The following is a 13,111-nucleotide window of genomic DNA, read 5'->3' on the forward strand; positions in this document are numbered from 1 at the left end:
TTAGCATAGGCACAAGCACTTGTCAAGAAAAAATCAAATATTTTCTGAAAATTTCTTCAGTAAAGAATATTTAGCTAATTGAAAGTTCTTGAAAATCCTTGAAATGTTTCATTTTTTAAAGGTTAAGTTCCAACTTATTTCTATCAATTCCAGTACTTCTTCATCTGATAAAGTATCATCAAGAGCCACACTAATCCAGTAGCGTTTGTTCATATGGTAAGCTGGATAAATACCTTTTTGTGAAAGCAAGTCCGCTACTTGATCATGCTTGAGGTTGACTGCTTCCACCTGTCCTTCTCTGCCCTTTTCCAGCTTATCCCAAGAAATTTTCATCAAAACAGCATACCACTTTTGATTGCCTTCATGTCTTAATACTGCCGTATCAGGAGATTTCTCCCACAGATACTCCAACTGATTACCATACTGTTCCTGAACCTGAGTCATGATTCGCTTAGTCTGAGGACAGATAAAATCTTGCACATCAAAACAAGCCTTCCGAATCTTGTAAAGAATCTCCAGACAAGTCTCACGGACATTTCCGACAAAACTACCCCTCATGCTTTCCATATGAACTTGAGGATAGAGGTCAGCAGTCTCCTGGTCAAAGACTTGAAAGTTCACATTATCAGCAGTAATGGACACAGTCATGACAAAGTCACCCTGCAAAATCTGGCAACTATAGGTCCAGACTCCACTATTTTCTACAAAACCAAAAGCATGAGCCTTTTCTTGATTAAACTGATAGGATTTAAAAATTTCAAACATAAGTGAAAACTGCTACCCAAAGCTAGCAGTTCCTTTCTATTTTTTAAAAGACAACCTTGGTTCCATGCAATTGTGTCACACCCAGCTGGTCGATAAAGGTTTGACGATTGTCCAAGTCAATCCCCCCACCTGGTAAAATTTCAATTTTACCTTTAGCATATTCCAAAATTCTGTGATAGTGAGCAAAACGTTTCTCTAGTGAATCGCCAGACACACCAGCACGAGTTAGGATACGAGTAACTCCAGCTTGGCTGAGCCAGTCAATGGCTTCCAACTGATCTTCATCACTCAATTCATCAAAGGCCATGTGGAAGACAATTTCCATCCCTTTGGATGCCGCAATCAGCTTCTCTAGATTAGCCTTATCCAACTTCTTCTCAGCAGTTAAGGCACCAAATACAACTCCTTGACTTCCAGCCTGAGCAGTCAACCGAATGTCTTCTAGCATGATAGCAATTTCTAGTTCATTATAGACAAAATCGCCACCACGAGGACGAATCATGGTCATAATGGTCGTATCATAGTTAGCTGCCAGTTCAACTGCTGCCTTAGTTACTCCATAGCTGGGTGTTGTTCCACCAACTGCTAGATTATCACAAAGTTCTATTCGACGAGCTCCAGCCTGCATCGCTTTTTCAAGCAAGGTCACATTTTCAGCACAAAATTCGTAAATCATTTAATTCTCCTTGAGTATTACTTTAAATTTATTATATCATATTGTTGTGAATATGCTTTCAATTTTATCAAGGGAAATAGTAACAAATTTTACCTATTCTTTGTCTGGAATAACCTTAAAGAGATAGTAGGTGATAAAGATGGTCAAAGCTCCCAGACCGATTTTGACTGGTAATAGAGGAGCAAAATAAATGGAAATTCCCATCAGAATGTAGATGGATACGATGATTTTTTTCTTACGTTCACGCGCAATAGACTTGGTCTCGCGAAAATCAGCTACATATGCTTGATAGAGCTTGGTATGGTAAAGCCAATCTTCGAAGCGCTTGGAACTTCTGGAGAAACAAGCAATAGACAACAAAAGGAAAGGCGTTGTCGGCAACAAGGGTAAAACAACCCCAACAATAGCCAAGGCCAGTGATAAAAAACCAATAATAAGATAAATAATACGCATAACTACTCCTAATTAAAATAATCTTCTTCTAGTTTCGCATACAATGATGAATTTTGTCAAGCTCCAACCCAAAAGAGCCTGAAATTCACTTTCAGGACTCTCCTCTTATTTAATCTTTTCTTCTTCGTAGTCGCCTTTACTACAAATAACCTGTCTGCCACCACCACGGACCTTTTTCTCCATGAGGAAGTTGCCACATTTTGGACAGTCACGACCAACAGGCTTGTCCCAAGAGGTAAATTCACATTCTGGATAGCGATTGCAACCATAGAAAAGGCGATTGCGTTTGGTTTTACGTTCAATGATTTGTCCCTGATGACAACTTGGACACTCAACACCAATCTCTTTCACGATTGCTTGGGTATGGCGGCAATCTGGGAAATTACTACAAGCGTAGAACTTACCAAAACGACCAAGTTTAATGACCATTGGACTACCACACACTTCACAATCAAACCCAGCTGGTTCATCCTTAATCTGGATTTTTTCCATTTCTTCTTCAGCCTTGGCGACTTCTTTAGAGAAAGGTTTGTAAAAGGCATCAATAACACATTGCCACTGCTCTTTTCCAACTTCGACATCATCCAGTTTACCTTCCATTTCAGCTGTGAAGGTCACGTTTACGATATCTGGGAAATATTCAACGATGAGCTTGTTAACAATTTCTCCCAACTCTGTCGGTTCAAAGCGTTTAGATGCAAGGCGAACATAATAACGTTTCTGAATGGTTTCAATGGTCGGTGCGTAGGTTGACGGACGTCCAACCCCATTTTCCTCCAAGGTCTTGATCAGGGTCGCTTCAGAATAACGAGCAGGCGGTTGAGTGAAATGTTGCTCTGGTTTACTATTCACCTGTTTGACCACATCTCCAACAGCCATATCCGGTAACATCTTATTCTTGTCAGAATCATTATAAATGGCAAGATAACCATCAAACTTAACCTGACTACCATTGGCAGCAAATTGGACCCCATTTTGAGACAATTTAACAGCCATGGTATCAAAGACAGCCGCTGTCATTTGGCTAGCCACAAAACGATTCCAGATAAGAGTATAAAGCTTGAGCTGATCCTTATCCAAATACTTAGCGATGCTTTCAGGTGTATTAAAGACACTAGACGGACGAATAGCCTCGTGGGCATCCTGAGCACCTGAAGCATTTTTGACCTTGCTACCATGCTTAGAATACTTGCTACCAAAACGATCCGTAATGAAGCTTGCTGCCTCATTTTGCGCCACTGGACTGATACGAGTCGAATCGGTACGCATATAGGTAATCAAACCTTGAACACCAGAACCAATATTGATCCCTTCATAGAGCTGTTGGGCAACCATCATTGTCTTTCGAGTACGGAAATTGATTTTATTAGCCGCATCCATCTGCATAGATGAAGTGGTATAAGGTAAAGGAGCATTACGCTTGCGCTCTTTCTTATCTACCTGATCCACTGAAAAGTCTTTACTAGTCAGACGAGACAAGATTTCCTTAACCTCGTCATTGCTAGTCAGTTTCAGCTTTTTACCATCTACTCCATAGAAGGAAGCCTGGAATTGCTTGGTTCCCTTTTTAAAGACGCCATCAATTGTCCAGTATTCCTCTGGCTGGAAGGCATTGATTTCATTCTCACGATCAATGATTAACTTAAGGGCAATAGACTGAACGCGACCTGCTGACAAGCCCTTCTTGACCTTCTTCCACAAAATAGGCGAAATCGAATAGCCTACCAAGCGGTCCAAGACACGGCGTGCCTGTTGAGCATCGACCAAGTCCATATCAATCTTACGCGGTTCTTTAAAAGCATTTTTGACCGCATCCTTGGTGATTTCATTGAAGACCACTCGGTTGGAATCATTTTCATCCAAGTTGAGAATATGGGCCAAATGCCAAGAAATCGCTTCTCCTTCACGGTCTGGGTCACTCGCCAGAAAGACTTTATTAGCTTTTTTGGCTTCTTTTTTCAAGTCATTGATAAGAGGACCTTTTCCTCGGATATTGATATATTGCGGTTCATAATTATTTTCAATATCGACGGACATACTAGATTTCTTCAAATCACGGATATGCCCGACACTGGCTAAAACCTTGTAGTTTCTGCCTAGATATTTTTCAATCGTCTTAGCCTTAGCAGGCGACTCCACGATTACTAGATTTTTTTTAACTGTTGATTTTTTCTTTTTTGTTGCCGTAGCCACAGTATCACACCTTTTCAAAGTAATAAACTTTATAAAGTGTAAACCATTTTTTGAACCCTGTCAAGACTTAGCTACTATAATAGAAGAAAAGTTTGTCTAGTAAGCGGACTTTCTTCTTATACTCAATGAAAATCAAAGAGCAAACTAGGAAGCTAGCCGCAGGTTGCTCAAAACACTGTTTTGAGGTTGCAGATGGAAGCTGACGTGGTTTGAAGAGATTTTCGAAGAGTATTAAAATTCAAATTCCGCAAGAACATCCTTCCCACTTGTGACCAATTTTGCTCCTTCCTGAATCAAATGATGGCAACCGTCTGATAGTCCATCTAAAATGCTACCAGGAATAGCAAAGACATCTCGCCCTTCTTCCATTGCTCTCTCACAGGTAATGAGACTTCCCGAGCGCATCTTGGCCTCTGCTACAATCACACCTCGGCAAAGTCCAGCAATGATGCGATTACGGGCAGGAAAATGAAATTTCAGAGGTTGTTCACCAGGTCCATATTCACTAAGAACCAAATGGTCATTTCCGATGTAGTCTTGTAAGCGTTTATTGGCTTTAGGATAAAATACATCCAGTCCTGTTCCAATCACTGCAATGGTTTTTCCACCATTCTGCAGAGCTGCCATATGAGCTGCTGTGTCTATCCCCTTGGCTAATCCACTGACAATAACCAGTTCATTTTCCAAGCCTTGAATGATTTTTTCAACTGACTTAGCTCCCTGTTTGCTACAAGCACGACTGCCCACAACCGCTACCTTAGGAAATTTCAAGAGTTCAAGATTGCCCTTATAAAATAAAAGCACAGGTGCATCATAAATTTCACTCAAGTCCCAAGGATAACAGTCGTCTAAAATAGAGAAAGATGGAAATTTTTGAAATTCTTTCTCCAAATGCACATCGTCTATCTGAAAATAACGTTCCATAAAAACAGCTGGATTTCGGCAACCTGATATATCTGCAATATCACCTAACAACAGTTCTTGATCAACATTTTCACCGTATTCTAGGACCTTCAAAATCTGTTGATTGGTCAAACCTGATTTTTTTAACTTATAGATTTCATAGTTTGTGATTTTCATAAATAACTCCATTTCTTTTTCTACTCATCTATTTATTCGTAAAAAAATCAAAAAACATCCGACTATTTCAGCCAGATGTTGGAATCATTAATTCTCGTTTTTAAGAATTTCTTCTAATTTATGATAGTCTTGGACACTATCAATTTCATAGATGCTATTGCCTTCTAATTCTTCAACATAGACATCTAACTCTTTGATATTGTCCTTAACCATATTGTCCCAGTAGAGATCAACAAATTCGCCACTTGCATAGGCCTTGTCGATAAAGCTGACAATTTTTTCTGCAGTTGGAGCATCCCAGAAAGAGACACCACTAAGGATACGACCAGCCTTACTATCAACAGTAATGTCTTGAACCTTATAGTCGTCTCCATAGACCAAGAACCATTCGTTGGTACAATCTTCACGATAGACACTAAAATAAGTCGAACGAGTCAAATCATTGCGGAACATATTTTTAAAGAGATAGTTATCTGCATCAATAACATAGCTGTTGGCCAATTCTTCTTTTACAAGATAGAGAGAGTAAAAGTTATTGTAGTCAGCGTATTTATCATTGAAAACGAGGCGAATACCATATTTTTCTTTCAAATAATCAAATTGTTCTTTAAGATAACCAACAATGATAATAATCTCGTTAATCCCTTTTTCTTTGAGAAACTCAATTTGATATTCAATCAAAGGTTTTTGATTAACTTGAACCAAGGCTTTAGGGGTATTTTCAGTCATAGGACGCAAGCGAGTTCCCAATCCCGCTGCTAAGATGATGGCTTTCACACGAATCTCCTTTATTCTTTAATAATAATATAAACTCCAGCAATGACGACAAGTGACGTAATAATTGTCAGCATATCTAGCGGTGCACCTAAGAAAACAACTGCAAACAAGACAGTCCAAACTACATAGCTCACGTTCAAGCCTGTAGCCTTGGCTGGTTGCAAGCGATTGATAGCGATATAATAAGCCAAATAGGAAATCATATCAAAGGCTGCAAAGATAATCATAAGACCTAGTAATTGCCCATTGGCTACTTCTGCAAATGACTGATGAGAGAAGAGCACAATCACAAGATAAGACAAGAATGAAGTCACTTGACGGATTAAGAGGGCTTCTATTTCACTCAGTTCACTTTCCATAGCAAAAGAGCTAAGAACACTCTCACTTCCCCATGCGATAGCACAAACCAAAGCACAGAGAATCCCAATGTAGAAGGAATTAACCTGTTCAACCTTATAAGTTTGAGCAATAATCCCTCCAATAATCAAGACAATCCCAAACACAGTATTTTTCGAAATCTTGTGCTTCAAAAAGAAGAAAGCCAATAAAACTGAAACTGCAGGGTAGATAGCAGATACCGATGAAGCTAAGGAACTTCCAATATACTTAACTGCATAAAGATTGGCCTGCATTCCGATAGGACCAGCTAGCAAGGCTCCGATGATAACACTAACATTGCGAATATTTAAGAAAATTGAGAGACGCACTTTTCCTTCTTTTACCAAAAGAAAAGCTAGTAAGATAAAGATACTCAAGAAATCGTGAGCAGCAGCTACCACAAAGGGCGACAAATCTGTAAAAATCGAAAAGATATAAGCACTAATCGTTAGACCTAATCCCCAGAAAACACCTGAGAGTAGACCAAAAGAAACTCCATTTTTATTTTTCATCTGAACCTCCATAATATGATAAACCTTTAATAGCTCTTTGGTAACGGCTCACACCATAATCACCAAAATCTGCACCTTGCTCTTCTTTGTAAACTGTCCATAAACTCCAAATAGCGTCTTGTAAAATTTTATAAATGGCAATCTTTTCACGAGAGACAGGTGTTTGCTCACTCTCATAGTGAGATAAGAAAGCTTCTTCCTCTTGGGAAGTGAATTCAGATTCTAAAAATAGGGCTGCCAAATCCCACATTGGATCATTCATTGATGAGTATTCCCAATCAATCAGATATAGATGTCCTTGAGGTGATTCGATAAAGTTTTCAGGCACCAAATCAATGTGACAAGATTTTCTGTCAACACCTAAGTCAACTAACCTTTTCTCTAAGGAGAAGACTTCTTTTCTAACTGCTTCATAGTTAGCATAAGGGATTTTTTCTTCAATCAAGGATTCGTATTTTTTGATTTCTTCAAAAGGAGCAAATTCTCCTCTTAATTCCTTACCAGAAGCATGAATGGTTTGTAAAATTGGAGCGATTTTATCAAATTTGGTCTTGATTGACGTTGAATCAAGCGTGATAGCCGACTCAATATACTCATTTACTTTGATACCAGCCTCAATATCAAAAAGATAATTTTTGACATCTAGGTCTAAATCTTTAAGTAGTTCAAGATTGTACTTTTCATCTTGACGATTGATAAGCTTTTCTGTCCCTTTACCAAAGAACTTAACAATGTATTGCTTATTTGTTGTTTTGACCAAATAGTTTTGATTGGTCATTCCCCCCAGTTGTTCAACACTGAGGACTTCCTCTTCTTCACTAAGTAAGGAAGAAATTTTTTCTTTAATCATTTTCTCCACAATTAACCTCCAATACTTATACTTCCCACTTAAACACGGTTTTAAAGGCTGTGTTTAAATCGGTCGCAAAGACACGGTGAATATCTTTAATTTCTCTTACAGGTTCTTCTAGATAAAGGACATTTTTAAGACGATTGGCAAATTTCTTGACTTCCATCATTTGAATTGCATTTTCAAAATCAATGCGTCCAGAACGAGAGGACCCAACCAAGAGCAAGCCTTTTTCTAAGGCATCACGTGTATTGAGATTGACTTTATATTCGCTAACGCCCATCATGAGAATCGTTCCTTGAGGACGAATGTAGCGAATCAAGTCATTAATGGCTGGTCCAGTACCATCACCACCACAACACTCAAAAGCATGGTCAAAGGCCAAATCTTCTGGAATATTATCAGTGATATAGCATTCTTTGGCAAATGAAAAGAGTTCCAACTTTTCCCAATGACGACCAATAACCACAATCTCTGCTTCTGGCAAAGTATAGTTGATAATATTGGCAACCACAAATGCTAAACTGCCATCTCCGATAACAGCGATTCGGTCCCGCTTGCTATGAGCAAGGGTCAATAGACGATTCATAGCGTGCATACCGACACTGACGAACTCTGTAATCGCTGCAACCGTATCTTCGATAGCATCGTAAGCCACCACACGGTCTTTAGGGAGAGAAACAAACTCTCTCATAAAGCCATCAAATCCACTAGACAAGAAATGAGTCCCTGTCATGTAGTTCTCATAAAATTCTTCATCACTCTGCATAGGTGGCTGATTAGGAATCATGACAACTTTTTGCCCAACCTCATAAGTTCCTGTCGGATCAGAAATAACGGTTCCACATGATTCGTGAATCATTGCCATTGGAAGTTTTTTATTCAAAATCTTTGGATCACGTTTTCCTTGGTAGTAACGTTGATCCGCATGACAGACAGCCATGTAGTTGGGGCGGATGAGGATATGATTCTCTTGGTCAATATCCTCTTCCTGGTATTTGACGTTGATAAACTTGGGCTTAGTCAGTTGATAAATTTGATTAATCATATCACTAGTCTTTCTCAATCATACTTTTTGCAATCTTCAAATCTGTCACTGTTGTTATTTTTAGATTTGAGTATTCCCCCTTAGCCAAGGCCACATCTTTTCCTTTGATTACAAAGATTTTACATGCATCTGTTAAGATTTCCTTCTCTTCAGCAGAGAGAGAACCATAAAGGTCCATGAAGTCCTTGCAACGGAATGTTTGAGGTGTTTGTCCTTGATAGAGGTGAGCACGATTTGGAATATCTGTAATAAATTGACCATTAGTGCTTTCAACGATGGTATCAACAGCTTCTACCACTGTGTCCACTGCGTCATGATTTTGAGCAAGTTGGATATTGTCCTGAATCATGCGAAGCGTAATAAATGGACGAACAGAATCGTGGGTAACAACGATATCCTCTGGAGTAAGCGGACGATAAGCATCGATGGCTTCAATGATTTTCTCAATACTCGTATTACGGTCAGCACCACCCTTTGTAATGATGATACGATCCTTATGAAGAGGTAGATATTTATCTACAAGATCCTCTGCATGGGAAACCCAGTCTCCATGAACCCCAACTACAATTTTTTCAATACTTGGTTCCAAAACAAATTTTTCAATTGTATGAATCAAAATAGGTCGATCACCTAACTCTAAAAATTGTTTTGGCAAGTTACTGATCCCCATGCGTGTGCCAGTTCCACCGGCAAGAATTCCTGCATAAATCATCTATTTTCTCCTTTGTCTTACTAAAAAACTTATTCTCTCTATTATACCACAATCTAGTTCTATCATGAAAGAAATACTGATCCTCCCCTTCTAGAATAGGAGAATTATACAGTTCTATTATTCACAGAAACTAGTCCATTTCCAGTAGTGACTAGGAATTCTGTAGTCATTACTAATAAATAGCTGTGAAATTTTAGAGTCCTTTAGAATAATATAATTTACTTAAAGAAAACTTAAAATTAAGATTTGAGGCTTCAAAGTGATTACTTACTTTACTGCCCTTCATTTCTTATTAGCTGACTTTATGATATAATGAAAAACGAGGTAAATTGAATGAAAAGTATAAAATTAAATGCTCTATCTTACATGGGAATTCGTGTCTTAAATATTATTTTTCCCATTCTAACAGGAACTTATGTCGCCCGTGTCTTAGACCGTACTGACTATGGTTACTTCAACTCAGTTGACACTATTTTGTCATTTTTCTTGCCCTTTGCAACTTATGGTGTCTATAACTATGGTTTAAGGGCTATCAGTAATGTCAAAGATAACAAAAAAGATCTGAATAGAACCTTTTCTAGTCTTTTTTATTTGTGTATCGCTTGTACAATTTTGACCACTGCTATCTATATTCTTGCCTATCCTTTCTTCTTTACTGATAATCCAATTATCAAAAAAGTCTACCTTGTTATGGGGATTCAACTCATTGCTCAGATTTTTTCAATCGAATGGGTCAATGAAGCTCTGGAAAATTATAGTTTTCTCTTTTACAAAACTGCCTTCATCCGTATCCTGATGCTGGTCTCTATTTTCCTGTTTGTCAAAAATGAACACGATATTGTTGTCTACACACTTGTGATGAGTTTATCGACACTGATTAACTACCTGATTAGTTATTTTTGGATTAAAAGAGACATTAAGCTTGTTAAGATTCACATAAGTGATTTTAAACCGCTCTTTCTCCCTCTAACAGCCATGTTGGTCTTTGCCAATGCCAATATGCTCTTCACTTTTTTGGATCGTCTCTTCCTCGTTAAAACAGGGATTGATGTCAACGTTAGTTACTATACTATGGCTCAACGAATTGTGACCGTTATAGCTGGTGTTGTAACTGGTGCAATTGGAGTGAGTGTACCCCGTCTCAGTTACTATTTGGGTAAAGGAGACAAAGAAGCCTATGTTTCTCTGGTTAACAGAGGTAGTCGAATCTTTAACTTCTTTATCATTCCTTTAAGTTTTGGACTCATGGTTTTAGGACCAAATGCCATCCTACTTTACGGGAGTGAAAAATATATCGGAGGTGGCATCTTGACCTCTCTCTTCGCTTTTCGGACGGTTATACTGGCCTTAGATACCATTCTTGGTTCCCAAATTCTCTTTACAAATGGCTATGAAAAACGTATCACAGTCTATACGGTCTTCGCTGGATTACTCAATTTGGGCTTAAATAGTCTCCTCTTTTTCAACAATATCGTGGCTCCTGAATACTACTTACTGACAACTATGTTATCAGAGGCCTCTCTACTTGTTTTCTATATCATTTTCATCCATAGAAAACAGCTTATCCACTTGGGACATATCTTTAGCTATACTGTTCGATACTCGCTCTTTTCACTTTCCTTTGTAGGAATTTATTTCCTGATTAATTTCTTGTATCCCGTGGATATGGTCATTAATTTGCCATTTTTGATTAATACTGGTTTGATTGTCTTGCTATCAGCCATCTCTTATATTGGTCTACTTGTCTTCACAAAAGATAGCATTTTCTATGAATTTTTAAACCATGTCCTAGCCTTAAAAAATAAATTCAAAAGATCATAGGAGTTTAGAATGAAACAACTAACCATTGAAGATGCCAAACAAATTGAATTAGAAATTTTGGATTATATTGATACTCTCTGTAAAAAGCACAATATCAACTATATTATTAACTACGGGACTCTGATCGGGGCAGTTCGACATCAGGGCTTTATCCCTTGGGACGACGATATTGATCTGTCCATGTCTCGAGAAGACTATCAACGATTTATTAACATTTTTCAAAAGGAAAAAAGCAAGTATAAGCTCCTAGCCTTAGAAACTGATAGGAACTACTTTAATAACTTTATCAAAATAATCGACAGTACGACTAAAATCATTGATACTCGAAATACAAAAACCTATGATTCTGGTGTCTTTATCGATATTTTCCCCATGGATCGCTTTGATGATCCTAAGGTCATTGATACTTGTTATAAACTGGAAAGCTTCAAACTTCTATCTTTCAGTAAACATAAAAATATTGTCTATAAAGATAACCTTTTAAAAGATTGGATACGAACAGCCTTTTGGTTGCTCCTTCGACCGGTTTCTCCTCGTTATTTCGCACATAAAATCGAGAAAGAAATTCAAAAATATAGTCGTGAGAATGGGCAGTATATGGCTTTTATCCCTTCTAAATTTAAGGAAAAGGAAGTCTTCCCAAGTGGTACCTTCGATAAAACAATCGATTTAGCCTTTGAAAATTTAAGCCTTCCAGCACCTGAAAAATTTGATACTATTTTGACTCAATTTTATGGGGATTATATGACCTTGCCACCTGAAGAAAAACGCTTCTACAGTCATGAATTTCATGCCTACAAATTGGAGGATTAGGATGCAATATTTAGAAAAAGAAGAAATTAAAGAAATCCAACTAGCTCTGCTAGATTATATTGATGAGACTTGTAAGAAACATAATATTCCTTATTTTCTCAGTTATGGAACCATGCTTGGAGCTATCCGCCACAAAGGTATGATTCCCTGGGATGATGATATTGATATTTCTCTCTATCGTGAGGATTATGAACGTTTACTGGATATTATAGAGAAAGAAAATCACCCTCGCTACAAAGTTCTTTCCTACGACACCTCTTCTTGGTACTTCCATAATTTTGCATCGATTTTAGATACTTCTACCGTTATCGAAGACCATGTTAAGTACAAGCGTCATGACACCAGTCTCTTTATCGATGTCTTCCCAATTGATCGCTTTACAGATTTGAGCATTGTCGACAAGAGCTATAAGTATGTGGCTCTTCGTCAACTAGCTTATATTAAAAAATCACGAGCAGTTCACGGTGATAGCAAATTAAAAGATTTTCTAAGATTATGTAGCTGGTACGCTCTCCGATTTGTCAATCCTCGTTATTTTTACAAGAAAATTGATCATCTAGTCAAAAATGCTGCAACCAACACTCCTCAATATGAAGGAGGAATTGGAATCGGTAAGGAAGGAATGAAAGAAGTCTTTCCAATTGATACCTTTAAAGAACTGATTTTAACAGAGTTTGAAGGCCGTATGTTGCCAGTACCTAAAAAGTATGACAAATTTTTAACCCAGATGTATGGAGATTATATGACACCACCATCAAAAGAAATGCAAGAGTGGTATAGTCACAGTATTAAAGCTTATCGTAAAAGCTGATTGAGGGTTACCATATAAACTACAAAGAGGCTGGGAAAAAGTCTTTAAAATCAAAAAAACGCATAATATCAGGCATTGAAAAACTTGATACTATGCGTTTTATTGTGGAAAAATTTACTTCATTTATTACTGAAATTGAGTTTTTCCCAATCTCTTTTTAATACTTCATTTCATAAACCAACCACTACTACTTTCTCTTTATCAAGCTTCAAGCTAATACTT

Annotated in this window: 13 protein-coding genes; 3 read left to right on the forward strand and 10 right to left on the reverse strand. The window is 37.8% G+C overall.

From position 1 onward, the window contains the following. Positions 1 to 108: 108 nt before the first annotated feature. The 10 genes from SK629_RS04460 to SK629_RS04510 form a co-directional block, all read right to left on the reverse strand. Positions 109 to 765, reverse strand: a complete 657-nt coding sequence (locus SK629_RS04460; RefSeq protein ID WP_042900772.1) for an MmcQ/YjbR family DNA-binding protein — start codon at positions 763 to 765, stop codon at positions 109 to 111. 43 nt (positions 766 to 808) lie between these two features. Then, positions 809 to 1,441: a copper homeostasis protein CutC gene (locus SK629_RS04465; RefSeq protein ID WP_042900773.1), complete on the reverse strand. Its 633-nt coding sequence runs from the start codon at positions 1,439 to 1,441 to the stop codon at positions 809 to 811. A gap of 93 nt (positions 1,442 to 1,534) precedes the next feature. Continuing rightward, positions 1,535 to 1,894 carry a YbaN family protein gene (locus tag SK629_RS04470; RefSeq protein ID WP_001220352.1) on the reverse strand — a complete coding sequence of 120 codons (360 nt, stop codon included), beginning with the start codon at positions 1,892 to 1,894 and terminating at the stop codon, positions 1,535 to 1,537. 105 nt (positions 1,895 to 1,999) lie between these two features. Continuing rightward, entirely contained in the window at positions 2,000 to 4,087 is a 2,088-nt protein-coding gene (topA, locus tag SK629_RS04475) for a type I DNA topoisomerase (protein ID WP_042900774.1), read from the reverse strand. Positions 4,088 to 4,318: 231 nt separating this feature from the next. After that, on the reverse strand, positions 4,319 to 5,167 hold the full coding sequence (gene dprA / locus SK629_RS04485) for a DNA-processing protein DprA (protein WP_042900775.1): 849 nt from the start codon (positions 5,165 to 5,167) through the stop codon (positions 4,319 to 4,321). An 87-nt stretch (positions 5,168 to 5,254) separates the two neighbouring features. Then, complete coding sequence (locus SK629_RS04490) at positions 5,255 to 5,944, reverse strand: CTP--phosphocholine cytidylyltransferase (RefSeq protein WP_042900776.1); 690 nt, start codon at positions 5,942 to 5,944, stop codon at positions 5,255 to 5,257. Positions 5,945 to 5,955: 11 nt separating this feature from the next. Continuing rightward, the gene (locus SK629_RS04495; protein WP_042900777.1) at positions 5,956 to 6,834 is read right to left on the reverse strand and encodes a DMT family transporter; all 879 of its coding nucleotides are present in this window, start codon (positions 6,832 to 6,834) and stop codon (positions 5,956 to 5,958) included. Next, positions 6,824 to 7,693, reverse strand: a complete 870-nt coding sequence (locus SK629_RS04500; RefSeq protein WP_042900779.1) for a phosphotransferase family protein — start codon at positions 7,691 to 7,693, stop codon at positions 6,824 to 6,826. The genes SK629_RS04495 and SK629_RS04500 overlap by 11 nt, the downstream gene beginning before the upstream one ends. 16 nt (positions 7,694 to 7,709) lie before the next feature. Continuing rightward, complete coding sequence (locus SK629_RS04505; RefSeq protein ID WP_042900780.1) at positions 7,710 to 8,732, reverse strand: ribitol-5-phosphate dehydrogenase; 1,023 nt, start codon at positions 8,730 to 8,732, stop codon at positions 7,710 to 7,712. 4 nt (positions 8,733 to 8,736) lie between these two features. Further along, positions 8,737 to 9,444, reverse strand: a complete 708-nt coding sequence (locus SK629_RS04510) for a 2-C-methyl-D-erythritol 4-phosphate cytidylyltransferase (RefSeq protein WP_000638489.1) — start codon at positions 9,442 to 9,444, stop codon at positions 8,737 to 8,739. A gap of 333 nt (positions 9,445 to 9,777) precedes the next feature. Here SK629_RS04510 and tacF point away from each other — a divergent pair, with 333 nt between their 5' ends. The 3 genes from tacF to SK629_RS04525 are packed head-to-tail and all read left to right on the forward strand — an operon-like array spanning position 9,778 to position 12,889. Further along, positions 9,778 to 11,265: a type IV teichoic acid flippase TacF gene (gene tacF, locus SK629_RS04515; RefSeq protein ID WP_042900781.1), complete on the forward strand. Its 1,488-nt coding sequence runs from the start codon at positions 9,778 to 9,780 to the stop codon at positions 11,263 to 11,265. 9 nt (positions 11,266 to 11,274) lie between these two features. Beyond that, entirely contained in the window at positions 11,275 to 12,078 is an 804-nt protein-coding gene (locus SK629_RS04520; RefSeq protein WP_042900782.1) for a LicD family protein, read from the forward strand. Position 12,079: 1 nt separating this feature from the next. Next, positions 12,080 to 12,889: a LicD family protein gene (locus SK629_RS04525; RefSeq protein ID WP_042900783.1), complete on the forward strand. Its 810-nt coding sequence runs from the start codon at positions 12,080 to 12,082 to the stop codon at positions 12,887 to 12,889. Positions 12,890 to 13,111 lie beyond the last annotated feature (222 nt).

The organism is Streptococcus mitis, from assembly GCF_000722695.1.
Classification (GTDB): Bacteria; Bacillota; Bacilli; order Lactobacillales; family Streptococcaceae; genus Streptococcus; species Streptococcus mitis_O.